The 22969-nt window shown below is 72.7% G+C and carries 22 protein-coding genes; 13 read left to right on the forward strand and 9 right to left on the reverse strand.

What is annotated here, in order from left to right; translation table 11 throughout:
- Positions 1-60: 60 nt before the first annotated feature.
- Complete coding sequence (locus ACFY60_RS24865; RefSeq protein ID WP_388616766.1) at positions 61-1005, reverse strand: DUF3558 domain-containing protein; 945 nt, start codon at positions 1003-1005, stop codon at positions 61-63.
- 174 nt (positions 1006-1179) lie between these two features.
- On the opposite strand from ACFY60_RS24865, the gene ACFY60_RS24870 reads away from it, so the two are divergent.
- Positions 1180-2373: an RtcB family protein gene (locus ACFY60_RS24870; RefSeq protein WP_388616764.1), complete on the forward strand. Its 1194-nt coding sequence runs from the start codon at positions 1180-1182 to the stop codon at positions 2371-2373.
- Positions 2374-2425: 52 nt separating this feature from the next.
- Here ACFY60_RS24870 and ACFY60_RS24875 read toward each other — a convergent pair whose 3' ends face one another.
- Positions 2426-3193 (reverse strand): SDR family NAD(P)-dependent oxidoreductase, encoded by a 768-nt coding sequence (locus ACFY60_RS24875; RefSeq protein WP_388616761.1) that lies wholly within the window; start codon positions 3191-3193, stop codon positions 2426-2428.
- Positions 3194-3344: 151 nt separating this feature from the next.
- Here ACFY60_RS24875 and ACFY60_RS24880 point away from each other — a divergent pair, with 151 nt between their 5' ends.
- Positions 3345-3815 (forward strand): hypothetical protein, encoded by a 471-nt coding sequence (locus ACFY60_RS24880; protein WP_388616759.1) that lies wholly within the window; start codon positions 3345-3347, stop codon positions 3813-3815.
- Between the two features lie 48 nt (positions 3816-3863).
- Here ACFY60_RS24880 and ACFY60_RS24885 read toward each other — a convergent pair whose 3' ends face one another.
- Positions 3864-5330, reverse strand: coding sequence for an FAD-dependent monooxygenase (locus ACFY60_RS24885; RefSeq protein WP_388616756.1), 1467 nt, complete (start codon positions 5328-5330; stop codon positions 3864-3866).
- Positions 5331-5447: 117 nt separating this feature from the next.
- Between ACFY60_RS24885 and ACFY60_RS24890 the strand changes: the two genes are divergently transcribed.
- Positions 5448-6008: a TetR family transcriptional regulator gene (locus ACFY60_RS24890; RefSeq protein WP_388616753.1), complete on the forward strand. Its 561-nt coding sequence runs from the start codon at positions 5448-5450 to the stop codon at positions 6006-6008.
- 106 nt (positions 6009-6114) lie between these two features.
- Here ACFY60_RS24890 and ACFY60_RS24895 read toward each other — a convergent pair whose 3' ends face one another.
- Complete coding sequence (locus ACFY60_RS24895) at positions 6115-6852, reverse strand: Mut7-C RNAse domain-containing protein (RefSeq protein ID WP_388616750.1); 738 nt, start codon at positions 6850-6852, stop codon at positions 6115-6117.
- Positions 6853-6962: 110 nt separating this feature from the next.
- On the opposite strand from ACFY60_RS24895, the gene ACFY60_RS24900 reads away from it, so the two are divergent.
- The 3 genes from ACFY60_RS24900 (at position 6963) to ACFY60_RS24910 (ending at position 8402) form a co-directional block, all read left to right on the forward strand.
- A complete protein-coding gene (locus ACFY60_RS24900) occupies positions 6963-7202 on the forward strand; it encodes a hypothetical protein (protein ID WP_388616747.1) in 240 nt (79 codons plus the stop codon).
- On the forward strand, positions 7199-7408 hold the full coding sequence (locus ACFY60_RS24905; RefSeq protein ID WP_388616744.1) for a GNAT family N-acetyltransferase: 210 nt from the start codon (positions 7199-7201) through the stop codon (positions 7406-7408). The genes ACFY60_RS24900 and ACFY60_RS24905 overlap by 4 nt, the downstream gene beginning before the upstream one ends.
- Before the next feature lie 103 nt (positions 7409-7511).
- The gene (locus tag ACFY60_RS24910; protein ID WP_388616741.1) at positions 7512-8402 is read left to right on the forward strand and encodes an ABC transporter substrate-binding protein; all 891 of its coding nucleotides are present in this window, start codon (positions 7512-7514) and stop codon (positions 8400-8402) included.
- On the opposite strand, the gene ACFY60_RS24915 is transcribed toward ACFY60_RS24910, so the two are convergent.
- Both ACFY60_RS24915 and ACFY60_RS24920 read right to left on the reverse strand, forming a co-directional pair.
- Entirely contained in the window at positions 8399-8836 is a 438-nt protein-coding gene (locus tag ACFY60_RS24915; protein WP_388616738.1) for a MerR family transcriptional regulator, read from the reverse strand. The genes ACFY60_RS24910 and ACFY60_RS24915 overlap by 4 nt on opposite strands.
- 146 nt (positions 8837-8982) lie before the next feature.
- Positions 8983-9585 carry a hypothetical protein gene (locus ACFY60_RS24920; RefSeq protein WP_309049960.1) on the reverse strand — a complete coding sequence of 201 codons (603 nt, stop codon included), beginning with the start codon at positions 9583-9585 and terminating at the stop codon, positions 8983-8985.
- 257 nt (positions 9586-9842) lie between these two features.
- Between ACFY60_RS24920 and hemL the strand changes: the two genes are divergently transcribed.
- From hemL to ccsB, 7 genes are all read left to right on the forward strand, one after another.
- Positions 9843-11150 (forward strand): glutamate-1-semialdehyde 2,1-aminomutase, encoded by a 1308-nt coding sequence (hemL, locus tag ACFY60_RS24925; RefSeq protein ID WP_388616736.1) that lies wholly within the window; start codon positions 9843-9845, stop codon positions 11148-11150.
- A complete protein-coding gene (locus tag ACFY60_RS24930) occupies positions 11147-11833 on the forward strand; it encodes a histidine phosphatase family protein (RefSeq protein WP_388616733.1) in 687 nt (228 codons plus the stop codon). Before hemL ends, ACFY60_RS24930 begins: the two co-directional genes overlap by 4 nt.
- A 274-nt stretch (positions 11834-12107) precedes the next feature.
- Positions 12108-13367, forward strand: coding sequence for a hypothetical protein (locus ACFY60_RS24935; protein WP_388616730.1), 1260 nt, complete (start codon positions 12108-12110; stop codon positions 13365-13367).
- Between the two features lie 77 nt (positions 13368-13444).
- Positions 13445-14050 (forward strand): TlpA family protein disulfide reductase, encoded by a 606-nt coding sequence (locus ACFY60_RS24940; RefSeq protein WP_388616727.1) that lies wholly within the window; start codon positions 13445-13447, stop codon positions 14048-14050.
- Between the two features lie 22 nt (positions 14051-14072).
- Positions 14073-14795 carry a cytochrome c biogenesis protein CcdA gene (locus ACFY60_RS24945; protein ID WP_309049974.1) on the forward strand — a complete coding sequence of 241 codons (723 nt, stop codon included), beginning with the start codon at positions 14073-14075 and terminating at the stop codon, positions 14793-14795.
- A 5-nt stretch (positions 14796-14800) separates the two neighbouring features.
- Positions 14801-16495 (forward strand): cytochrome c biogenesis protein ResB, encoded by a 1695-nt coding sequence (locus ACFY60_RS24950; RefSeq protein WP_388616725.1) that lies wholly within the window; start codon positions 14801-14803, stop codon positions 16493-16495.
- Entirely contained in the window at positions 16492-17577 is a 1086-nt protein-coding gene (gene ccsB, locus ACFY60_RS24955; protein WP_388616722.1) for a c-type cytochrome biogenesis protein CcsB, read from the forward strand. Before ACFY60_RS24950 ends, ccsB begins: the two co-directional genes overlap by 4 nt.
- Before the next feature lie 78 nt (positions 17578-17655).
- Here the strand turns inward: ccsB and ACFY60_RS24960 are convergent, their stop codons facing one another.
- The 3 genes from ACFY60_RS24960 to ACFY60_RS24970 form a co-directional block, all read right to left on the reverse strand.
- Positions 17656-19131, reverse strand: coding sequence for an MFS transporter (locus tag ACFY60_RS24960; protein ID WP_388616720.1), 1476 nt, complete (start codon positions 19129-19131; stop codon positions 17656-17658).
- A gap of 160 nt (positions 19132-19291) precedes the next feature.
- Positions 19292-20830: an ABC transporter substrate-binding protein gene (locus tag ACFY60_RS24965; protein ID WP_388616717.1), complete on the reverse strand. Its 1539-nt coding sequence runs from the start codon at positions 20828-20830 to the stop codon at positions 19292-19294.
- Between the two features lie 4 nt (positions 20831-20834).
- Complete coding sequence (locus ACFY60_RS24970; RefSeq protein ID WP_388616714.1) at positions 20835-22919, reverse strand: hypothetical protein; 2085 nt, start codon at positions 22917-22919, stop codon at positions 20835-20837.
- Between the last annotated feature and the right edge of the window lie 50 nt (positions 22920-22969).

The raw sequence follows: 22969 nt of genomic DNA on the forward strand, positions 1-22969 counted from the left end.
GGTCCGGCTGTCGCCACACGTTACGTGGTCGGCGTGCGCTCACGGAGCGGAGGCGGACGGCTACTCCTCCAGGCGTTCGGCGAGCAGCCGGGCCAGATTCCGGGCCTTTTCCTGCAGTTCCGCGCTGTCGGGGGCCTCGGCGGAACGGGCGGTCCGCTCCTGGTAGGTGACGGTGACGACGACGTTGGATGTGCGGAACACCACGCTCACGACCCGCTGACGGGCGGTGGCGCCGACGGGGCGGAGCACGTCGTCGAGGAACGCGGCGTCCCCGAGATCCTCGAGGACGCGGGGCTCCAGGCCGGTGGAGGTCGCGGTGGGGGTGGGGGGCGCCGTGGGCGTGGCGGGCCGGCTCGCCGTGGGGGCGCCGGAGCCGGCCGGGGCGCTCGTGCCCGTGGCGGGGGCTTGGCCGGAGGCGTGGGCCACGGGGGTGACCGCCGGAGTGCCGGGGCCGGGGGTGCCGCCGGGGGCGGTGGGGGGCGCGGGGCTCGTGGGCGGGGTGGTGGGCGGCGGGGCCGTCGGCGGGAGCGGGATGTCCGCGGCGGCCTGCTTGCGGACGAGCACCTCCTGGGCCCGGGTGTCGTCGCTGACGGCGGGGTCGTAGGAGACCACCCGCTCGACGTCGAGGACGAGCCGGTGCGAGGCGTCGGGGGTCTCGGCCTTCCAGGCGCAGCCGACGCGCCGGTCGGTGTCGTACGTGACGGCGGCGGTGCCGCGGTACGCCTGGGCGCGTTCGGGGTCGGGCAGGGTGGCGGCGCCCGGGAGGAGGTCCTTGAGGGTGGTCTGCGGGACGGAGCCGCAGGGTTCGAAGAGCGTGCGGTAGCGGCCGGGGGGCGCGGCGGCGGCGGCCGGGCCGGCCTTGGCGTCGACGGTGACGTCCTCGGCCGTGGCGCCGGCGGAGCAGCCGGTGAGGCCGATCCCGAGGCCGAGCGCGAGGAGGGCGGCGGTGCGGGCGGTGCTCCCGGCGCGGCCGGGCGGGCCGGGGAGGCACCTCTTTCGCTGCACGGTCTCAGGCTCCCTTCCGCCGAAGTCTTTCCCGAAAACTGTTTGCCGCTCGGTCCCTGCTGGTGGACACAATGTCTATCGCACACGCAGCCGTTGATGCCGGTCCGCTGTCACTTGTACGGGCTTTGGCGCCGGTTTTTGCGTTATCAGGTTTTTCGGGGGAATTGAGGAAGTATGTCGTACGTCGAGGTACCGGGCGCCAAGGTGCCCATCCGCATGTGGGCCGACCCCGCGACGGTCGAGGGCGGTGCCATGCAGCAGCTGCAGAACGTGGCGACCCTGCCCTGGGTCCGCGGTCTGGCCGTCATGCCGGACGTCCACTACGGCAAGGGCGCGACGGTCGGTTCGGTGATCGCCATGCAGGACGCGGTCTGTCCGGCGGCGGTCGGGGTCGACATCGGCTGCGGCATGTCGGCCGTGAAGACCTCGCTGACCGCGAACGACCTGCCCGGTGACCTCTCGCGGCTGCGGTCCCGGATCGAGCACGCCATTCCGGTGGGCCGGGGCATGCACCGCGAGGAGGTCGACCCCAGGCGGCTGTACCAGTTCCCGGTCGCGGGCTGGGAGGACTTCTGGTCCCGCTTCGACGGGGTCGCGGACGCGGTCAAGTTCCGCCGGGAGCGGGCGGCCCTGCAGATGGGGACGCTGGGCTCGGGCAATCACTTCGCGGAGGTGTGCCTCGACACGGACGGCGCGGTGTGGCTGATGCTGCACTCGGGCTCCCGGAACATCGGCAAGGAGCTGGCCGAGCACCACATCGGCGTGGCGCAGAAGCTGCCGCACAACCAGGGGATCGTCGACCGTGACCTGGCGGTCTTCGTCGCGCAGACCCCGCAGATGGCGGCCTACCGCAACGACCTCTTCTGGGCGCAGGAGTACGCCAAGTACAACCGCGCGATCATGATGGCCCTGTTCCAGGAGGTCCTCCGCAAGGAGTTCCGCAAGGCCAGGGTGACCTTCGATCCGGTCATCTCCTGCCACCACAACTACGTGGCGGAGGAGCGGTACGAGGGCATGGACCTGCTGGTCACGCGGAAGGGTGCGATCCGCGCGGGCTCCGGCGACCTCGGCATCATCCCCGGTTCGATGGGCACGGGCTCGTACATCGTGAAGGGGCTCGGCAACGCGGCCTCCTTCCACTCGGCCTCGCACGGCGCGGGCCGGCGGATGAGCCGCAGCGCGGCCAAGCGCCGCTTCTCGACCCGGGACCTGGAGGAGCAGACCCGGGGCGTGGAGTGCCGCAAGGACTCGGGTGTCGTGGACGAGATCCCGGGCGCCTACAAGCCGATCGAGCAGGTCATGGAGCAGCAGCGGGACCTGGTGGAGGTCGTCGCGAAGCTGAAGCAGGTCGTCTGCGTGAAGGGCTGAGACGCCTCGCGCGACGGGGGCCGGTGCGCCGCACCGGCCCCCGTCGGCGTGTCTACGGCTCGCGGTGGACCTTGGTGTTGGAGGCCTGGGCGCGCGGGCGGACGACCAGGAGGTCGATGTTGACGTGCGGGGGGCGGGTGCAGGCCCAGGTGATGGTGTCGGCGACGTCGTCGGCGGTGAGGGGGTCGGGCACACCGGCGTAGACCTTGGCGGCCTTCTCGGTGTCGCCGCGGAAGCGGGTGGTGGCGAACTCCTCGGTCCTGACCATGCCGGGGGCGATCTCGATGACGCGGACCGGGGTGCCGACGATCTCCAGGCGGAGGGTTTCGGCGAGGACGCGGGCGCCGTTCTTGGCGGCGACGTAGCCGGCACCGCCCTCGTAGGTGGCGTGTCCGGCGGTGGAGGAGACGACGACGACCGTGCCGTCGCCGCTCGCGGTGAGGGCGGGCAGCAGGGCCTGGGTCATGTGGAGGGTGCCGAGGACGTTGACCTCGTACATGCGCCGCCAGTCCTCGGGGTCGGCGGTGGCGACGGGGTCGGCGCCCAGGGCGCCGCCGGCGTTGTTGACGAGGACGGCGAGGGAGTGGAAGGCGGTGGCGAACTCGTCGACGGCGGCGCGGTCGGTGACGTCGAGGGCGTAGGCGGTGGCCTGGTGGCCGGCCTCGTTGATCTCGGCGGCGAGGGTTTCGATGCGGTCCTTGCGGCGGGCGGTGAGGACCACGCGGTATCCGGCGGCGGCGAGCTGCCGGGCCGTGGCGGCGCCGATGCCGCTGCTCGCTCCGGTGACGACGGCGATGGGGGTGCCGGGGCGGCCGGTCATGGGTGCTCCTCGCGCAGGTGGTCGATTCGTCGATCGCCCGGTCAGGATAGGCGGGGCGGGGGAGCGGGAGGTGGGTGCGGGGTGGGGCGTCACCAGGACACGCGCTGATCGATTATCGGACTATATGTCGCCTTGTGGGTATTTTGTGCCCATGGTTGTCATGCGGAACGGTGTGCTCGGGGTCGCTCTCGCGGCCGCGCTGATGGTGGGTGCCGGCGGGAGCGCCGGTGCGGTCGGGGCCGAGGCGGATCTGGCCCATCACGGTCATGTCTCCCTGTGGGACGGACGGCTGGGCGTGTGGATGGTGAGCGAGAACCTCGGCCCCGCCGATCTGCCGCAGGCGACCGTCCGGATCGCCTTCTCGGAACCCATGGCGGGCGGCCAGGAGCTGCCGCCCACCTGCCTGTGGAGCAGCGACCGGGTGGTCTCCTGCCGGACGGGCGAGCTGCGGGCCCAGGTGGGCGTCGGTGAGCTGGCGCTGGACCTGCGGACGGCGGGGCGCCCGGACGAGCTGACGGTGGAGATCACCACGGCCTGGCGGGACGGGGCGGAGGACCGGAACCCGGTGAACGACCGGCACCGGGTGCTGGTGCTCGCCACCGGGGACCCGTACGTCTTCTGAACGCGGGGCCGGCCGGTACGCCTCCGGGGCGGAGCCGCGCCGGGCCGTTCACCGGTCCGCCCGGTGGACGTACCCGTCGGGGCGGACGAGGACGGTGGCGCGGCGGGCGGGGTCCCGCCAGGTGCCCCGGACGACGCGGCCGGGCGCGACCGGCGCCGCCGGCGGCAGGGCCGGGGACGCGCCCTCCGGGCCGATGAGAACGAACTCGCCGGCGCGCAGGAGCTCGTGGAGGCGGCCCTCGCGCAGGCGGACGTCGGGGGCGCGGCGGCCCGAGAGGCGCCCGCCGCCCGGGGCGGGGGCGTAGGCGATGCCGATGCCGCTGATCCGGTCGAGGACCCGGGTGGAGACCGGATTGGTGGTGCTCAGGACCCGGGTGGCGAGGGACCGGGCGGCGCGGACGGGCGGGGTGTGGGCCATGGCCAGGCGGAGGATCGCCCCGCTGCTGCGCAGGACCATCGCGCCGACGGGGTGGCGTTCGCTCTGGTAGCTGTCGAGCAGCGCCTCCGGGTCGGGGGCCTCGCCCCGCAGGACGGCGACGAGCTTCCACGAGAGGTTGGCGGCGTCCTGGAGGCCGGTGTTCATGCCCTGCCCGCCCGCGGGGGAGTGGACGTGCGCGGCGTCGCCCGCGAGGAACACGCGTCCGACGCGGTAGGAGGGGACCTGGCGTTCGTCGCTGTGGAAGCGGGAGATCCAGCGCGGGTCGTGCATGCCGTAGTCGGTGCCGAAGGCCTGCCGGGAGATGGCGCGGATCTCGTCGAGGTCGACGGGCTCGGTGTCGGCGACCTGGCGGGAACGGTTCCACCCCATCACGCGGTACCAGCCGTCCCCGAAGGGGGCCATGAAGGCGAAGGAGTCGCCGGTGCCCTGGACGGTGAAGGTCTCGGTGGGCTCCTCGGTGAGGCGGACGTCCGCCAGGACGAGGGAGCGGATGACGGAGACGCCGGGGAAGGGCAGACCGAGGGCGGAGCGGACGGCGCTGCGGACGCCGTCGGTGCCGACGAGGTGGCGGGCCCGGAGGGTGAGGGGGGTGCCGTCGGGGCCGGTGAGCTCGGCGGTGACGGTGTCGGCGTCCTGGCGCAGCCCCCGGAGCTCCGTCTCGTGGCGGAAGGTCACGCCCGCGCCCTCCGCGCGCTTCTCCAGGAGTTCCTCGACCTCGTACTGCGGGGTGACGAGCAGGTGGTTGTAGCGGGAGGGGAGCCGGGTGAGGTCGAGGGAGGCGCGGCCGAAGAGCGTGAGACGGGTGACGCGCGTGCCGGTGGCGACGAGGTCGTCGGCGAGCCCGCGGGCGTCGAGCTGCTCCAGGGTGCGGGCGTGCACGGCGAAGGCGCGGGTCAGGTTGGCGCGGGTGCGGGGGCGGCGCTCGACCAGGGTCACGTCGAGACCGGCGGCGGCGAGGTCACCGGCGAGGAGCAGTCCGGTGGGTCCGGCGCCGACGACGAGGACGTCGGTGTCGGTGCGCGGGGCGGCGGCCGCGCTGGTCGCCTGGGCGGTGTGCGTGGTGCGGGGGGTGCTCATGGCTGCCTCCAGAGAGTGCCCACGTCCGTTGGCCAACGCATGTTGGTCAACGCTTGTTGGCAAGCGTAGAGCGGCCGGGAATGGAGTGTCAACGCCTGTTGGCCTACAGTTGTGGGCATGACGACCGCCCGCCGTTCCGACACCACCCGGGCCGCGATCCTGGAAGCCGCGCGCGAGCGCTTCGCCTCCGACGGGTACGAGCGCGCCACGATCCGGGCCATCGCCCGCGACGCCGGCATCGACCCGTCCATGGTGATGCGCTACTACGGCAACAAGGAGGGCCTCTTCGTCGCCGCCTCCGCGATGGACCTCTCCCTGCCGGAGTTCGGCTCGCTGCCCGCGCGGCACGCCGGGACGGTGCTCGTCCAGCACTTCGTCGACCGCTGGGAGCAGGACGAACGGCTCACCGCCATGCTGCGCGTCGGGGTGACCAACGAGGCCGGCACCGCCCGCATGCACGAGATCTTCGCCCAGGGGCTCGCCCCCCTCACCCGGGGCGTCTGCCCCGTCCCGGAAGAGGCGCCGCGCCGCGCCGCGCTCGTCGCCTCGCAGATCCTGGGCATGGCCCTGGCCCGGTACGTGCTGCGGCTGCCGCCGGCCGTCGAGCTGACCCGCGAGGAGATCGTCGCCTGGCTCGGCCCGACCGTGCAGCGCTACCTGACCGCCGAGAGCCCCTGACCGCCGGGCGCCCGCGAGCGGCGCGACCCCGGTGCGGCCGGTCCCGTGACGGGCGGCCCCCGACCGGTACGGCCCCCGGGCGGGCCGCTCCGGGCGGCCGTACGGCTCAGAGCGCCGTCGCGCCGCCGAACTCCCGTACCGCCTCCGAGACGATGGCCTCCAGCCGGGAGTGATGGGCGCCGCGCCAGTAGACCCGGCCGCACGCGCCGCACTGCGCGAACACGTCGTACGTCTTCTCCGTGCCGTGCTCCAGCCGCTCGCGCACCGCGTCCTTGTCCGCCTCCGTCAGCTCCCCGTTGCACGCCGTGCAGCGGGTCCACGGGGCGAGCGGCGGCGCGAAGCGCTCCAGGACGTCGCGCAGCTGCTCGTCCGGCCGGTCGCTGTAGACGTAGGCGCCCGCCCACAGTTCGCGACGGCGCAGCAGCCCCCGGTCCCGCGAGAGCATGACGCGCCGCTCCCGCGCCGAGCGCGTGGCCAGGGCGGGATCGCCGATGTCCTCGCTCTCGTACGCCGCGTCCACGCCGAGCAGCCGCAGCCGGCGGGCCAGCGTGCCCAGGTGGACGTCGAGCAGGAAGCGGAGCGGGGCGCCCGGTACGGCCTGCGGGCGGGTGACGTCCTCGACCTCGACGGTCTCGCCGGCGGCCGGGACGTGCGAGACGTCCACGGGCCGTCCGTCGACCAGCAGCCGCCCCGCCTCCGTGAGCGGCACCCCGAGGGACTCGACGACATGGCCGAGCGAGGAGGCGCCGTCCGTGGTCACCGGGGTGCGCCCCGCGCGCCGCTCGGCGGCGACGAAGAGGCGCAGGCCGGGGGCGAAGCTGATGTGGATCTCCGGTCCGTTCACGGAAGACAGGATGGCACCGGGGCCGGGCGGGGGCGAGGGAATTCGCGGCCGGAACCATCGGGGGACGGCCGCCCCGGTCCCCGCCCGCCGCCCTCGGATACCGTCCCCGCATGAAGATCATCGACCTCGGTCCCGGCGACCCCCGCCTGGAGTCCGACCTCCTGCCGGTTCTCACCGAACTCCGCCCGCACCTCACCCCGGAGCTGTTCCGCGAGGTGTACGCGCTCGGCCACCCGCAGGGGCTCCGCTTCTCCGCCGCCTACGCGGACGACGGCCGCTGCGTCGGCGCGGCTGGCGGCTCGTCCACAACACCAGCTCGATCCGCAAGCTCTACGTCGACGACCTGGTGACCGCCGCGAGCGACCGCTCCACCGGCGTCGGCCACGCGCTCCTGGCGCACCTGGAGGCGCACGCCCGCGCGGCCGGCTGCCACGAACTCAACCTCGACTCCGGCACCCACCGCACCGGCGCCCACCGCTTCTACCTGCGCGAGCGCTTCGACATCGTCGCCTTCCACTTCACCCGCCCGCTCCCCGGCGCGGGGGATCCGGCCTGATCGACAAGACGCCTCCGGAGGCACCGCCGCAGGCCCTCTTGTGCGGGCCGGAGAAGGGTCCCAAGGTGGCACGGAGGCGGGATCCACGGGAGGGAGCAGACGTATGTCCGGGACGCGGGCGGCGGGTTGGGAGTGGACGGACGACAGGGGAGCGGTGGCGGTGGCGGCGCGGCCGCCCCGGCGGGTGCTCGCCTACGTGCGCGCCGGGGCGGCGCTGCTCGATCTGGGGGTGACCCCGGCCGCCGTGTACGGCTCCGGGCACGACGGCGCCCTGCTCGATCCCGCGAAGGCGGGCGGCCTGGCGGCGGCGGGGGTGCCGTACCTGGGCGCCGGCCGGGACCTGGACGAGGAGCGGCTGCGGGAGCTGGAGGTGGAGCTGGTCGTCGACGTCACGTACGACGGGAAGAGTCCGTACGCCCTTGACGAGGCGCTCGCCGGGCGGCTCGGGGTGCCGCTGGTCACGCTCGCCGTCGGCAACGAACTCACGCTGCCCGCGATCCTCGACCGCTTCGCGGACCTCGCCGCGACCCTGGACGCGCCCCCCGTGCCCGGGGCCGCCGCGGGGCCCGCGCCTGACGGAGCCGGTCTTCCCGGCGCCGAGGCCGCGCTCCGTACCGCCGCCGCCGGGTCCGGGGCGCGGGTGCTCGCTCTCTCCGGAGCCGGGCCCGACCAGGTGCATCTGGCCCGCCCGCAGGCCTGGCCCGAGCTGGTGCGGCTCGCCGGGCTGGGGGTGCGGCTCCTCGACCCCGGCCCGGGGCCCGGCACGAGCTGGCTCACCACGGACTGGCGGTGGGCCGCAGAACTGGGCCCCGACCTGGTGCTGTTCGACCACCGGGCCCACGCCGTCCCGCCCCAGGAGCTGCCCGGGGTGCTTCCGCCGCGGGTCCGGCTCGTCCCCTGGAGCCCGGAGCTCCCGCCGAGCCCCGCCGCCTGCGCCCGCTTCTTCGGTGAGCTGGCCGAGGCGCTGGGGCGAGATCCGGAGGACAGGCCCTAGACGGGGCAGACCAGCCGGGAGCGGAGGGAGGCGGCGAACTCCTCGGCGCGCGTGAGCTGGGCGCGCAGCTCCTCGACCCGGTCGGCCGCCGCCTGCTCGAAGCGCTGGACCAGGGTCACGAGGGCGGCGTGCTCGGACGGGTCGAGCTCCGTGTCGGTGCCCGGGCGGTCGGCGGCCAGGCGGTCCATCGCCGTGAGCAGTTCGCGGGACTCGTCCAGGGAGAAGCCGAGCGACCTCATGCGGCGGATCACCATCAGGCGGTCGACGTCGGCCTCCGTGTAGAGCGGGAAACCGCCCTCGGAGGCCGTGGACGGCATGACCAGGCCGCTGTCCTCGTACTGGCGGATCGTCCGCAGCGGCAGCTCGGTGCGCGCGGCGACCTCACAGAGCTGCAGGGGTCCGCCGGCCGACCGTACTCCTCGTACTCCGCTCACGGCGTCAGTCCTTCCTCGTGGTCGTCGGTCCCCGGAGTGCGCGTCACCGCGCATCCCATACCATTCGTCCTAACTTCAGCACTTATGAACGAAGGAACCGCGACGAAACGCCCGTGGGGGCGGTCACACACCCCGCCGGGCGGACGTCAGGGCCAGACCAGGCAGTAGGGCTGGTGGCCCGCCTCGTGCAGGCGGACGGAGAAGTCCTGCCACTCGTGGAGCAGCTGGTAGACGTCGAAGGCGTCCCGCGGGCCGCCCCGGTCGGGGACCGTGGACCAGATGAAGGCGGCGGCGCCGACCGACTCCTCGCCGACCCCGCGCAGCGGGTCCACCACGGTCATCGGCAGCTTCACCACCGCGTAGTCCGGGTGGAGCACCACCAGCTCCAGCGGGGGCACCTTGTGCAGCGGCATGCCCTGGATGCCGGTCAGGACCATGGCCGCTATGGTCTCCGGCTTGATCTTGGTGAACATGCCGCCCATGCCGAGCTCGTCGCCGCCCAGCTCCTCCGGGCGCATCGAGATCGGTACCTGGGCCGCCGTCGCGCTGTTGGGCGCGCCGAAGTACTTGTACGTCACCCCCAAGCTGCGGCCCCCGACCGTGGGGGCCGGATCGGCCACGGGCTCCGGGACCGCCTGGCCGTCGGCCGGGGCAGGCTCCCCCGTCCGACGCCTCCGGTGCCTCCCCCGCCGGACAGGCTCCGGACCCAGGTCGCCCGTCCCCTCGCCCGGTCCGCCACCGCGATGCATATCTCCACCCGACTGCTTTTTCTCGGCAACACGACCCCGCCGCGCAACCCGATCATCGTGTCAGTGACCTCCCCCACGTTCGTACGGTGAAACACCTGTCCGCAAGAACGCCGTGGCCTCTGACACCATGGATTCCGTGAGCCATCCCTATGACGCCCCAGTTTCGCAGACGCGGAGGACGCACGCCCCGGCGTAATTCACAGGGTGCCCACACCGTCCCTCCGTATCAGACGTCGTACTCGCAGGTCAGGATCGCAGTGTCGTATTCATACGAAGCCCCAGTCTCACAGACGCTTTTCGACCGCGCGTCCCTTGTGACGCCCGGTGGCGTGAACTCACCGGTGCGCGCCTTCCGGGCCGTGGGCGGAACGCCCCGGTTCATGGTGTCCGGTACCGGTCCGTATCTCACCGACGCGGACGGTCGCGAGTACGTCGACCTCGTCTGCTCGTGGGGACCGATGATCCTCGGCCACGCGCACCCCGAGGTGACCGCCGCGGTACAGGCCGCCGTGGCCCGTGGCACCTCGTTCGGTACGCCGGGCGAGGGCGAGGTCGCGCTCGCCGAGGAGATCGTGGCCCGGATCGAGCCGGTCGAGCAGGTGCGCCTGGTCTCCTCCGGCACCGAGGCCACCATGTCCGCGATCCGGCTGGCCCGCGGTTTCACGGGCCGGGCCAAGGTGGTGAAGTTCGCGGGCTGCTACCACGGCCACGTGGACGCGCTGCTCGCCGCGGCCGGCTCCGGGGTGGCCACGTTCGGTCTGCCCGACACGCCCGGCGTGACCGGCGCGCAGGCGGGCGACACGATCGTGCTGCCGTACAACGACCTGGAGGCGGTCCGGGCCGCCTTCGCCGCGCACCCGGGCGAGATCGCGTGCGTGATCACCGAGGCCTCGCCGGGCAACATGGGCGTGGTGCCGCCGCTGCCGGGCTTCAACCAGGGCCTCGCGGACCTGTGCCGGGAGAACGGCGCGCTGTACATCTCCGACGAGGTGATGACCGGATTCCGTACGAGCCGGGCCGGCTGGTACGGCGTCGACGGGGTGAAGCCGGATCTGATGACCTTCGGCAAGGTCATGGGCGGCGGTTTCCCGGCCGCGGCCTTCGGTGGCCGCGCCGACGTGATGGGCCACCTGGCCCCGGCCGGGCCGGTCTACCAGGCGGGCACGCTCTCCGGTAACCCGATCGCGACGGCCGCCGGGCTCGCGCAGCTCCGGCTGCTCGACGAGGCGGCGTACGCGAAGGTCGACGCGGTCTCGAAGGAGATCCAGGGCCTGGTGACGGACGCGCTGGCGAAGGAGGGCGTGGCGCACCGGCTGCAGACGGCCTCCAACATGTTCTCGGTGTTCTTCACCGCCGACGAGGTGCGGAACTACGAGGACGCGAAGCGGCAGGAAGCCTTCCGCTTCAACGCCTTCTTCCACTCGATGCTGGCCGACGGCGTCTACCTGCCGCCCTCCGCCTTCGAATCCTGGTTCGTGTCGACCGCGCACGACGAGCGGGCCGTGGAGCGGATCGCGGCGGCGCTGCCGGCCGCCGCCCGCGCCGCGGCGGAGGCCACGGCATGAGCGACCGCGACCAGGACGTCACCGTCGTCCACCTGGTGCGGCACGGCGAGGTGCACAACCCGGACGGGATCCTGTACGGGCGCCGGGCCGGCTACCACCTGTCGGAGCTGGGGCGGCAGATGGCGGACCGGGTCGCCGAGCACCTGTCCGGCCGGGACATCCGGCACGTCGTGGCGTCCCCCCTGGAGCGGGCGCAGGAGACGGCCGCGCCCATCGCCAGGACGCACGACCTGGAGCTGGCGACCGACGAGCGGCTCATCGAGGCGGCCAACGTCTTCGAGGGCAAGACCTTCGGCGTCGGGGACGGTGCCCTGCGCAAGCCGGGCAACTGGCGGCACCTCACCAACCCCTTCCAGCCGTCCTGGGGCGAGCCGTACGTCGAGCAGGTCGTCCGGATGATGAGCGCGCTGGACGCCGCGAAGGACGCGGCGCGCGGGCACGAGGCCGTCTGCGTCAGCCACCAGCTCCCGATCTGGATCGTGCGCAGCTTCGTGGAGAAGCGGCGCCTCTGGCACGACCCGCGGCGGCGCCAGTGCACGCTGGCCTCGCTGACCTCGTTCACGTACCGGGGTGACCGGATCGTCTCGGTCGGCTACAGCGAGCCGGCCCTGGATCTCGTCCCGCCGCACCTGCGGGCGGGCGCGAAGCCGGCGAAGGGGAAGTCGAAGGCGTTCGGCGCGTAGCCGCCCGCGCGGGGCCCGGACCTCTGCCCGGTGCCCCGCGCCCGCCCCTCCCCGTTCCCTCCACGGCTTCTCCCCGTCCTCTCCCTGGACGGCCGACGCGCCACGGGACACAGTCAGGGCGATCGAGTGAGGTACACGTCAGTCGTGTACACGCCATTCGATCGCCCTGAAATTTTTGTGCGCACGCCGGGAACCTCCGTGTTCCTCCCCGCATCTCACTGATTGTCGGATTGGATGACGTTTCAGTCGTACGTGAGCGCGAATTGGGGATGGCATGCGCGGGATCAGTCGAAGGAGTCTTCTCGGGGCGGGCGTCGGCACCGCCGCGGCGGTCGGGATAGCCGGCTGCGGCACCGGAAACGCCGGGACGGAGAAGAAACCGGGAGGTTCCGGGCCCGGTAAGGGCGGCGACACCGGGACGGGTGCCCCCACGACCCCCGCCCCGACCCAGGACGCCAAGCCCATCGGCGACGGTTCCACCGCCGACACCGGCAAGCAGCCGAACCAGCCCGACACCCCCGTACCGCTCGAACCCGGCCAGACGCCGCCCCAGTTCGTCGTCTTCTCCTGGGACGGGGCCGGAGAGGTCGGCAACGGCCTCTTCCCCCGCTTCCTGGAGCTCGCCAGGAACCACGACGCGGCGATGACCTTCTTCCTCTCCGGGATCTACCTCCTGCCCGAGTCGAAGAAGGACCTCTACCGCCCGCCGAACAACCGCGTCGGCGCCTCCGACATCGGCTACCTCACCGACGACCACATCAAGGACACGCTGAAGTACGTCCGCCAGGCCTGGCTCGAGGGCCACGAGATCGGCACCCACTTCAACGGCCACTTCTGCGGCGGCTCCGGCTCGGTCGCCCACTGGACCCCGGCCCAGTGGCAGAGCGAGATCGACCAGGCCATGAAGTTCGTCACCGAATGGAAGACCAACAGCGGCTGGACCGACCTCGACCCGCTGCCCTTCGACTACTCCAAGGAACTCGTCGGCGGCCGCACGCCCTGCCTCCTCGGCCAGGACAACCTGCTGCCCACCGCCCAGCGGCTCGGCTGGCGCTACGACGCCAGCTCGCCCGGCGGCCGCCAGACCTGGCCCGTCAAGCGCCGCGGCATCTGGGACCTGCCCCTCCAGGCCGTGCCCTTCCCCGGGCACTCCTTCGAGGTCCTGTCCATGGACTACAACATGCTCGCCAACCAGTCCGGGAACTCCACCAAGGGCATGCCCGCCCGCTACCCGGGCTGGCGCAAGCAGGCCACCGACGCCCTGATCGCCGGATTCCGCCGCGCGTACGAGACGAATCGCGCGCCTTTCTTCATCGGCAACCACTTCGAGCAGTGGAACGGCGGCATCTACATGGACGCCGTCGAGGAGGCCCTGAAGGCCATGGCCGGAAAGAAGGACGTGCGGCTCGTCTCCTTCCGGCAGTTCACGGACTGGCTCGACGTCCAGGACCCCAAGATTCTCGCCAAGCTGCGCGGCCTCGGTGTGGGCCAGAAGCCGGCCGGCGGCTGGAACGCATTTCTGCGGACGGCTTAGCCGATCTTGACAAGGGGCTTTACGGGCACGTAGGGGGGTGCCCAAGATCCCCCAAACGCCCATGCGAAACTTTTCACATGAGCTCTCGCCGTGCCCCTCGACGCACCCTCCTGGCCGTCGGTGTGCTGACCGCCGCCCTCGCGCTCTCGGCCTGCGCCGGTGAGGACACCGGGAAGTCCGGCGGCGGTGGCGGCACCAACTTCGTCACCGACGCCGGGGGCATCTCCACCGCCGCCCAGGGGAAGCGGCAGGCCCCCGGCGAGCTGGCGGGCGAGACCGTCGACGGCAAGCGGCTCGACGTCGCCGACCTCAAGGGCAAGGTCGTCGTCCTGAACGTGTGGGGCTCCTGGTGCAGCCCGTGCCGCGCCGAGGCCCCCCACTTCGTCAAGGTCGCCAAGGACCTGAAGGCCAGGGGCGTGGAGTTCGTCGGGATCAACACCCGGGACCCCAACAAGCAGTCGGCGGTCGCCTTCGAGAAGGACTACGGCGTGCCGTACCCGAGCCTCTACGACCCCGCGGGCAAGCTGATCCTCTTCGGCTTCCCCGAGGGCACCCTCAACCCCCAGGCGATCCCCTCCACCCTCGTCCTCGACAAGGAGGGCAGGATCGCCGCCCGCTCGCTCATGGCACTGAACGAGGAGAAACTCCGCTCGATGATCGAGCCGCTCCTCGCGGAGAAGTGACGTGGATCCCAACCAGACGGTCATGAGCGGCGCCCTGCTGCTCGCCCTGCCCATCGCCGCGCTCGGCGGCCTGGTCTCCTTCTTCTCGCCCTGCGTCCTGCCCCTGGTCCCCGGCTACCTCTCGTACGTCACCGGCGTCACCGGCACCGACCTGGCCGAGAACCGCCGCGGCCGGATGACCGCCGGCGCCGCCCTCTTCGTCCTCGGCTTCACCGCCGTCTTCGTCTCCGGCGGCGCCCTCTTCGGCTACTTCGGCTCGACGCTCCAGGAATACCGCGGCACCTTCACCACGATCCTCGGCGTCCTCATGGTGCTGATGGGCGTGTTCTTCCTCGGCCTGATGCCCTGGCTCACCCAGCGCGAGTTCCGCTTCCACCGCAGGCCCGTCGCCGGCCTCGTCGGCGCCCCGCTGCTCGGCGCGCTGTTCGGCATCGGCTGGACGCCGTGCATCGGCCCGACCCTCGCCTCGGTGAACGCCCTCGCCTTCGAGCAGGCCAGCGCCGGCCGCGGGGCGATACTGGCCTTCGCGTACTGCCTCGGCCTCGGGGTCCCCTTCGTGCTCGCCGCCATCGCCTTCCGCAAGGCACTCGGCACCTTCGCCTGGGTGAAGAAGCACTACAGCTGGGTGATGCGGATCGGCGGCGGCATGATGATCGTCACCGGCGTCCTGCTCCTCACCGGCGTGTGGGACAGCATGGTGGCCACGATGCAGGGCTGGTCCAGCGGTTTCACGGTGGGGATCTGAGTTCCATGAGCAAGACCGACACGACGGAGAACTCCGCGACCCCCGAGGACGCGGCGGCCGGGGCGGCCCTGTCGACCGCACCCCGCGAGGACAGCGCCGAGGAGACCGCCGCCGGCGGCCCCCGGCTCGGTGTCCTCGGCTGGATCCGCTGGTGCTGGCGCCAGCTCACCTCGATGCGGGTCGCGCTGATCCTCCTCTTCCTGCTCTCGCTCGGCGCCGTCCCCGGCTCCCTCATCCCGCAGACCAGCGCGGACGAGCTCAAGGTGCAGGACTTCAAGGACGCCCACCCCACGCTCACCCCGGTGTACGAGAAGCTCCAGCTGTTCGACGTCTACAGCTCGGCGTGGTTCTCCGCCATCTACATCCTGCTGTTCGTCTCCCTCATCGGCTGCATCGTCCCCCGCACCTGGCAGTTCGTCGGCCAGCTCCGCGGCCGGCCGCCGCGCGCCCCCAAGCACCTCACCCGCCTCCCCGCGTACACGACCTGGCGGACCGGGGCCGAGCCGGAGGAGGTACGGGAGGCGGCGCGCGAACTGCTGAAGCGGCGCCGGTTCCGGGCGCACGCCGACGGGGACGCCGTCGCCGCCGAGAAGGGCTACCTCCGCGAGGCGGGCAACCTGGTCTTCCACATCGCCCTGATCGTGATGCTGGTGGCCTTCGCCTGGGGGCAGCTGTTCAAGTCCGAGGGCGGCAAGCTGATCGTCGAGGGCGACGGCTTCTCCAACACGCTCACCCAGTACGACGACTTCAAGTCCGGCTCCCAGTTCGGCGTCGACGAGCTGGAACCGTTCAGCTTCACCCTGGACACCTTCACCGGTACGTACGAGAAGGACGGCCCCCAGCGAGGCACCCCGCGCACCTTCGAGGCGGCCGTCACGTACACCGACGGCGGTGAGCGGGACCGGAAGGCGATCATCAGGGTCAACGAGCCGCTGAAGGTCGGCGACTCCAAGGTCTATCTGATCGCCCACGGCTACGCGCCCGTCGTCACCGTCAAGGACGGCCGCGGCAAGGTCGTCTTCAAGGGCGCCGTCCCGCTGCTGCCGATCGACAACAACATCACCTCGACCGGCGCCATCAAGGTCATGGACGGCTACCGGGACAAGAACGGCAAGAAGGAGCAGCTGGGCTTCACCGCCCTGTTCGTGCCGACCTTCGCCGGTGCCGGCAAGGGCACGATGTTCTCCCAGTTCCCGGCGCTCGACTTCCCCGTCCTGGCGCTCACCGGCTACCACGGCGACCTGCGCGTCAACTCCGGCGTGCCGCAGAACGTGTACCAGCTGAACACCACCAAGATGACCCAGTTCAAGCTCGGTACGGGCACGGGCGTGGCCCAGCGGCTGCTGCCCGGCGAGACGATGGCCCTGCCCGGCGGGGCCGGCTCGATCACCTTCGAGAAGGAGATCAAGGAGTGGGCCAGCTTCCAGATCTCGCAGCAGCCGGGCAACGGTCTCGCCCTCGCGGGCGCGGCCGCCGCGCTGGCCGGTCTGTCCGGTTCGCTGTTCATCCAGCGGCGCCGGGTCTGGGTCCGGGCCGTACGGGGTGAGGACGGCGTCACCGTCGTCGAGATGGCGGGGCTCGGCCGCAGCGATTCGGCCAAGCTCCCCGAGGAGCTGGCCGACCTGGCGGTCACGCTCACCGCACAGGCGCCACCAGCGCCGGAACCCGCCGACGCAGAAGCAGAAGGGGCTGAGAAGTGATCCTCGCCGCCGCGACCAACGAGGGCCTGGCGCAGATGAGCAACACGCTCATCTACTCCTCGATGGCCGTCTACACCCTGGCCTTCCTGGCCCACATCGCCGAGTGGGTGTTCGGCAGCCGTAGCAAGGTCGGCCGGACCGCCGCCGCGCTCACCGGCAAGGCCGGGACGGCCGCCGCACCGGCCGTCACCGTCCAGGTGAAGAAGACCGGTGGCACCACCGTCCTGGACCGGCCGAAGGTCGTCACCCGGGCCGCCGCCGGCACCCGTGAGGTGCCGGACGGCCCCGGCGCGGCCGGCGGCACCGTGAAGGGCGACCTCTACGGCCGGATCGCGATCTCGCTCACCGTCCTCGCCTTCGCCGTCCAGGCGTCGGGCGTGGTCACCCGCGCCCTCTCCGTGCAGCGCGCCCCCTGGGGCAACATGTACGAGTTCTCCACCACCTTCTCCGCGGTCGCGGTCGGCGTGTACCTCGCCTTCCTCCTCGCCGGGAAGAACGTGCGGTGGATCGGTCTGCCGCTGGTGACCACGGTCCTGCTGGACCTGGGCATGGCGACGACGATGCTCTACACCGAGAGCGACCAGCTGGTGCCCGCCCTCGACTCGTACTGGCTGTGGATCCACGTCTCCACCGCCATCTTCTGCGGCGCCGTCCTCTACCTGGGCGCGGTCGCCACGCTGCTGTACCTCTTCCGCGACTCGTACGAGAACAAGCTGGCGAACGGCGGCGAGCCGGGCGGCTTCGCCCGCTCCGTCCTGGAGCGGCTGCCCGCGGCGGCGACCCTCGACAAGTTCGCCTACCGGATCAACGCCGCCATCTTCCCGCTGTGGACGTTCACGATCATCGCGGGCGCCATCTGGGCCGGCGACGCCTGGGGCCGCTACTGGGGCTGGGACGCCAAGGAGGTCTGGTCCTTCATCACCTGGGTCGGCTACGCGGCGTACCTGCACGCCCGTGCCACGGCCGGCTGGAAGGGCCGCAAGGCCGCGTACATCGCGCTCATCGCCTTCGCCTGCTTCCTCTTCAACTACTACGGCGTCAACATCTTCGTCAGCAGCAAGCACTCCTACGCGGGCGTCTGAGCCGGTGACGACGAGGCCCGGGCGGGTGCACCCGCCCGGGCCTCGTCGTACCCGGGTCCGGGCCCGGGCGCCGCTGTCCTACTTCACCACCGACAGCGGTTCCGCGATGTCCTCCAGGGAGCGGCGCTCCGCGTCGACCGCCAGGAAGGCGGCCACGATGCCGGCGGCGCACATCAGGCCGGCGCCGATCTGGAAGGCGAGGACGGTGTCGCCGACGACGCCCGACTCGGTGAGCTCGGCGAAGACCAGCGGGCCGCTGATGCCGCCGGCCGCGGTGCCGAGCGCGTAGAAGAAGGCGATGGCCATCGCGCGGGTCTCCATGGGGAAGATCTCGGAGACGGTCAGATACGCGCTGGAGGCGCCGGTCGAGGCGAAGAACAGCACCACGCACCAGCAGGCCGTCAGGGTCGTCGCCGACAGCGAGCCCCGGTCGAACAGCCAGGCCGTGACGAAGAGGAGCAGGCCGGACAGCACGTACGTGGACGAGATCATGATCCGGCGGCCGACGGTGTCGAAGAGTTTGCCGAGCACGAGCGGGCCCACGAAGTTGCCGGCCGCGATGACGGCGAAGTAGTAGCCGGTGTGGCCGGTCGGCACGTCGAAGAACGTGGTGAGGATGGCGCCGAAGCCGAAGGTGATGGCGTTGTAGAGGAACGCCTGCCCGATGAAGAGGGACAGGCCGAGGACGGCGCGGCGCGGGTAGCGGGCGAAGACCGTCTTCGCGATCGTCCCGAAGCCGATGCTCTTGCGCTGGTGGATGGTGATCTCGCCGGCCGGCGGCGGCAGCGGCTCGCCCTTCTCCCGCTCGATCTCGCGCTCGACCGAGGAGACGAGCCGCTCGGCCTTCTCGCCGCGGCCGTGGATGAACTGCCAGCGGGGACTCTCCGGAACGTGCCGGCGGACGAGCAGGATGACGAGGCCGAGGACGACGCCGAGGGCGAAGCTGAGCCGCCAGCCGAGGTCCTTGGGGAAGATGTCCGTGTCGAGCATGACGATCGACAGCAGGGCGCCGCCGATGGCGCCGAGCCAGTAGCTGCCGTTGATGATCAGGTCGACCCGGCCGCGGTAGAGGGACGGGATCAGCTCGTCGATGGCGGAGTTGATGGCCGCGTACTCGCCGCCGATGCCGAAGCCGGTGAGGAAGCGGAAGAGGAAGAACCACCAGGACTCGAAGGACAGGGCGGTCATGGCGGTGGCACCGAGGTAGACCACCAGGGTGACCATGAAGAGTTTCTTGCGCCCGTAGCGGTCGGTGAGCCAGCCGAAGAACAGCGCTCCCGAACAGGCTCCGGCCACGTACAGGGCGGCGGCGATGCCGGTGACCTGCGCGGAGGTGATGGCGAGGCCGCTGCCCTCCTCGGCGAGCCGGCCGGCGACGTTGCCGACGATGGTGACCTCGAGTCCGTCCAGGATCCAGACGGTGCCGAGGCCGATCACGATCATCCAGTGCCACCGCGACCAGGGCAGCCGGTCGAGGCGTGCGGGGACCGCCGTGGTGACCGTGCCCGTGCCCGCTCCTGCGGGTACGGCGGCCTGTGCCGAGTCGACTCCCATGGATCGCGCTCCCTTCGTCCCGTGGTGCGGCTCCCGGTACCCCGGGGGCGTTCGGGTATGCCGGGCACGCCGCTGTCCCAGCTTCCGGGGAGCCGGCGGGGGCGACAACAGCTGCCCGCTCCCGCTCGGCCGTTCGGGGGGCGCCCCCTGGGGGCCGGGATCAGCCGCGGCGGGGCGGGAGGCAGGAGGCGGCCGGGGCCTTGCCCTCGGGCCAGGCGATCCTGACGAAGCGCTGGGTGCCGTCCGGCGCCAGGTCCACGATCGGCACGGCCTTGTTGTAGGGGTTGCCGTAGTTGTCCAGGCAGATCCAGCCGCTCGCGCCCTCGACCCGCAGGGAGCCCTTGACCTGCGGCCACTGCGTCGCCACGTCGGCGAGCTCCGGGTACCGGGCGTTCTTCGGGGTGGCCTGCCGGATCGCGTGGACGGCGGTCGCCATGGCGTCGTACGCGACGATGGCCTGCCCGTCGGCGAGCGGGACGGGCTTCGCCGAGGCGCGGGCGATGTCGGTCAGGAAGGTGCGGAAGGCGGTCGTGGAGCCGCCGGTGTCCGGGACGGGCCGGTCGGGGGCGGGCCGCCAGGCGTCGGGGTGGGCGAGGGCCGCGTAGCGGACGGTCAGCTTCGCCTTGAGCGCGGCCCGGTTGAGCTTGCTGTCGGCGCCGAGGTACGAGCCCTCGTCGCCGGTCAGGACGGTGAAGGAGCGCTCGGCGCAGCCGCGGGCGCCGAGCGCGTTGATGAACTGGCGCAGCTGGGTGTGGCGGCCGGCGAAGAAGACGGTCTCGGCGCGGGTGTCGCAGATGAGGTGGGTGATCTGGCGGAAGGTGTTGGCGGTGGTGCCCTCCTCGGTGGGGTCGGGGGGAGAGGTGAACAGCTGCGGTTCGTAGGGGGCGCCCTCCAGGGAGGCGGCGAAGGCGGCCTTGAGGGTGTCGGTGTAGTGGTCGCCGGTGCGGGTGTCCTGGACGAGGAGCGCCTTGGCGGCGTCGACCCTGCCGAAGTGGGCGAGGGCCTTGGCCTCGTCGCCGTTGGTGGGGGAGACGCGGGCGAGGCCGGGGAAGCGGTTGTGGCCGGCGCCGGGCCCGTTGGCGATGTCGTCGGCGGTGATGGTGGTGCCGACGACGGCGATGCCGGCGCCGGTGAGGGCGGCGACCGCCTCCCGTACCTCGGTGGAGGAGGTGGCGACGCCGGAGACGGCGCGCAGCCGGTCGGGGGCGCCGGTCATCGCCTTCAGCCGGTCGACGGTGGACCGCCAGTGGGCGTTGGCCTTGCCGGTGTTGGCCAGGACGAGCCGGATCTTCGGGGTCTCGCTGTTCGACTCGTGGTTGGCGCGGTACTGGTAGGCGTAGGCGCCCTGGATCTCGTGCAGGACCTTGACCCGCATGCCGTGGTCGGCGGCGGTCAGCGGCAGGAGCAGGGCGACGGTGGCGTACTCGCCGTCCTTCAGGGTGGCGTTCTCGCGGCCGATGGCGGCGGTGATCTCGGCGAGGTCGGGCATGCCGAAGGCGTGGCCGTCGCCGTTCACCCCGACGCACTCGGTGCTGCCGTGGGGGCGTTCGACGCCGGCGGCGCAGGACCGGTCCTCCGGGGTGGTGAGGCGGGAGATGCCGTAGCCGCCCAGGCCGAGGACGAGGGCGGTGACGACGAGCGACGTGAGGAATTTCTGGCGGGGGGTCCAGAAGACGCGGCGGCGCAGCCGTTCGAGCATGGCGTCAGACTCCGTCCTCGGGGCGGCCGGGCGGCAGCGACAGCTCCCGCCAGGCGCGGATGTCACGCGGCCAGTGGGTGGCCGCGTCCCACAGCGGGCCGCTGCCGGTGAGATGGCGGCCGGAGAGCCGGCGCAGTTCGTGCGTCAGCCGGTGGGCCACCTCCTCGTCGGGCAGCGCGAGCGGGTCGGTGAGCAGCCATACGGCGTGCAGCAGGCGCCGTACGGACAGGTGGAGCGCGGTCGTGTCGGGGTCGAGCCCGCCCGGGAGGCCGGGGTCCGGCTCCTGGCCGAGGGCGACGGCCCGGCGCGGGTCGGGCCCGGTCGCACCCCTCTCGCGCGGGTACGGGGCGGAGGCGACGAACCGGAGCCGGCCGAGCCAGCCGAGGACGTCGGGCTCGGGGAAGGTGAGCCGGAAGTGGGCGACGGCCTCGGCCGTGGACCCGAGCGCCAGGTCGTGGTGGAGCCGGCGCGGCGTGGGGTCGGGGCCGTAGTGGCGGCGCAGGGTCTCGTGGACGGCGTGCCAGGCGGCGTAGCGGGGGTGGTCGTCGTCCTCGAAGCGGAGCCGGTGCAGGAGCAGGGCGCGCAGCAGTGGGTCGGCGACGAAGTGGGCGGCGCCGGCCGCGGAGACGGTCCAGGCCTCGGCGCGCAGCCGGTCGCGGACGCGCAGGGCCACGTCCCCGTCGAGGGCCTCGCCGGCCAGCCGGGCCTGGGCCAGGCGCCGGGCGGAGTCCTCGTCGTGGGCGGCGGCGAGCACCGCGTACGGGCCGGGGCGCGGGACCGGCAGGAGTTCGGCGAGCAGGGTCGATGCGACCGGGACGGGAGGGCTGTCCTCGCGCAGTTCGACGGTCAGGTCGAGCAGGCCGCCGGGGGTGAGGGTGGAGCGGACGGCGGCGGGCGCCTCGCCGGCGGCGCGGGCGAGGAGGGCCACGCCGAGGGGCCGTCCGCCGGTGAGGCGGTGGACGGCCCGGGACAGGTCGGCGGGGGTGCGGCCGGCCGGGTCGTGGGCGTCGAAGGCGGCGCGGGCCTGGGTGGGGGTGAGCGGCGTCAGGTCGACGGCGAGGAGCCCGGAGCCGACCCGCCCGTCACGGGGGCAGGGGGCCCGGTGGGCGGTCTCGGGCAGCCGGGTCCTGGTGGCGTTGCGCAGGCCCTCGTGGTCGCGGACGCGGGAGGTGGCGAGGACGACGACGCGGTCGCGGCGGCCGTCGGCGCGCGCCCGCAGGATCGGTTCGACGAGCTGCCGGCCGAGGGGCTCGTGGGCGTTGTCGAGGAGGACCAGGGGCCGGCCGATGCGGGTGCCGCGGCGCAGTCCGGTGTAGGCGCGCAGCAGGTCCTCGGTGAGGGCGCCGACGAGGAAGGACTCGGCCTCGGTGCGGCGCCGGCCGCCCTGGGCGAAGTCGACGGCGAGCTGCTGGAGTCCGGCCCGGCCCCGGCCGCCGGCGTTGCGGTAGGCGCCGTACCAGTTCTCCGACTGCCGCAGGAAGCGGCCGAAGAACTCCTCCACGACCGTCTCGACGGTGGCCTCCGCGACGAGGCCGGCGACCTGGCCGGCGAGGGGGGCGGTGGCCTCGGTGAAGGCGGCGGCCAGTTTGGCCAGGACCCGGCCGACCCAGCCGGCGGCGGCGGCCCGCCCGGGGTCCACGGTGGCGAGCAGCGGGCCGAGGCGCAGCAGGTCCCGGCGGGCCCGCTCGTCGTCCTCCCGGGACCAGCCGAGCGAGGCGACGGCGACCAGGCCGAGGGAGAGCCGGGGGAACTGCACGGGTTTCACCGCCTCGCCCTTCGGGGCCAGTTGGACCGCCAGCTCCGACAGGGCTCCGGTGAGCGGGGTCCAGCCGGGGCCGTGGTCCTCGGGCTCCTCGATGTGCGCGCAGTCGATCAGGGCGAGCGGCGTACAGCCCTTGTAGCCGTTGCGTATCTCCTTGAGCAGGGCCGTCTTGCCCATGCCGCGTCCGCCGGTGAAGACGGTGACCGGCGGGTCGTCACCGTGCTCGTACGCGACCCGGGCCCCGGCGTGCCGGGTGAGCCCGGCGAGCCGGGCGACGAGCCCGTTCCCGTGGAGCACCGCCTCGCGGCCGTACAGCTCTCTGTCCATGACCCCGCCACCCCCGTCACAGTCAACTCAAGGATATCGACGGGGTGTTG

The organism is Streptomyces sp. NPDC012827 (assembly GCF_042900905.1).
Taxonomy (GTDB): Bacteria; Actinomycetota; Actinomycetes; order Streptomycetales; family Streptomycetaceae; genus Streptomyces; species Streptomyces gulbargensis.

Coding starts and splice junctions, on each gene's coding strand:
- ACFY60_RS24965 (WP_388616717.1), bottom strand. CDS start 20,830: ATGCTCGAACGGCTGCGCCGCCGCGTCTTCTGGACCCCCCGCCAGAAA.
- ACFY60_RS24950 (WP_388616725.1), top strand. CDS start 14,801: ATGAGCAAGACCGACACGACGGAGAACTCCGCGACCCCCGAGGACGCG.
- ACFY60_RS24870 (WP_388616764.1), top strand. CDS start 1,180: ATGTCGTACGTCGAGGTACCGGGCGCCAAGGTGCCCATCCGCATGTGG.
- ACFY60_RS24935 (WP_388616730.1), top strand. CDS start 12,108: ATGCGCGGGATCAGTCGAAGGAGTCTTCTCGGGGCGGGCGTCGGCACC.
- ACFY60_RS24885 (WP_388616756.1), bottom strand. CDS start 5,330: ATGAGCACCCCCCGCACCACGCACACCGCCCAGGCGACCAGCGCGGCC.
- ACFY60_RS24910 (WP_388616741.1), top strand. CDS start 7,512: ATGTCCGGGACGCGGGCGGCGGGTTGGGAGTGGACGGACGACAGGGGA.
- ACFY60_RS24875 (WP_388616761.1), bottom strand. CDS start 3,193: ATGACCGGCCGCCCCGGCACCCCCATCGCCGTCGTCACCGGAGCGAGC.
- ACFY60_RS24960 (WP_388616720.1), bottom strand. CDS start 19,131: ATGGGAGTCGACTCGGCACAGGCCGCCGTACCCGCAGGAGCGGGCACG.
- ACFY60_RS24940 (WP_388616727.1), top strand. CDS start 13,445: ATGAGCTCTCGCCGTGCCCCTCGACGCACCCTCCTGGCCGTCGGTGTG.
- ACFY60_RS24920 (WP_309049960.1), bottom strand. CDS start 9,585: ATGCATCGCGGTGGCGGACCGGGCGAGGGGACGGGCGACCTGGGTCCG.
- ACFY60_RS24945 (WP_309049974.1), top strand. CDS start 14,073: ATGAGCGGCGCCCTGCTGCTCGCCCTGCCCATCGCCGCGCTCGGCGGC.
- ACFY60_RS24970 (WP_388616714.1), bottom strand. CDS start 22,919: ATGGACAGAGAGCTGTACGGCCGCGAGGCGGTGCTCCACGGGAACGGG.
- ACFY60_RS24900 (WP_388616747.1), top strand. CDS start 6,963: ATGAAGATCATCGACCTCGGTCCCGGCGACCCCCGCCTGGAGTCCGAC.
- ACFY60_RS24930 (WP_388616733.1), top strand. CDS start 11,147: ATGAGCGACCGCGACCAGGACGTCACCGTCGTCCACCTGGTGCGGCAC.
- ACFY60_RS24880 (WP_388616759.1), top strand. CDS start 3,345: ATGGTTGTCATGCGGAACGGTGTGCTCGGGGTCGCTCTCGCGGCCGCG.
- ACFY60_RS24890 (WP_388616753.1), top strand. CDS start 5,448: ATGACGACCGCCCGCCGTTCCGACACCACCCGGGCCGCGATCCTGGAA.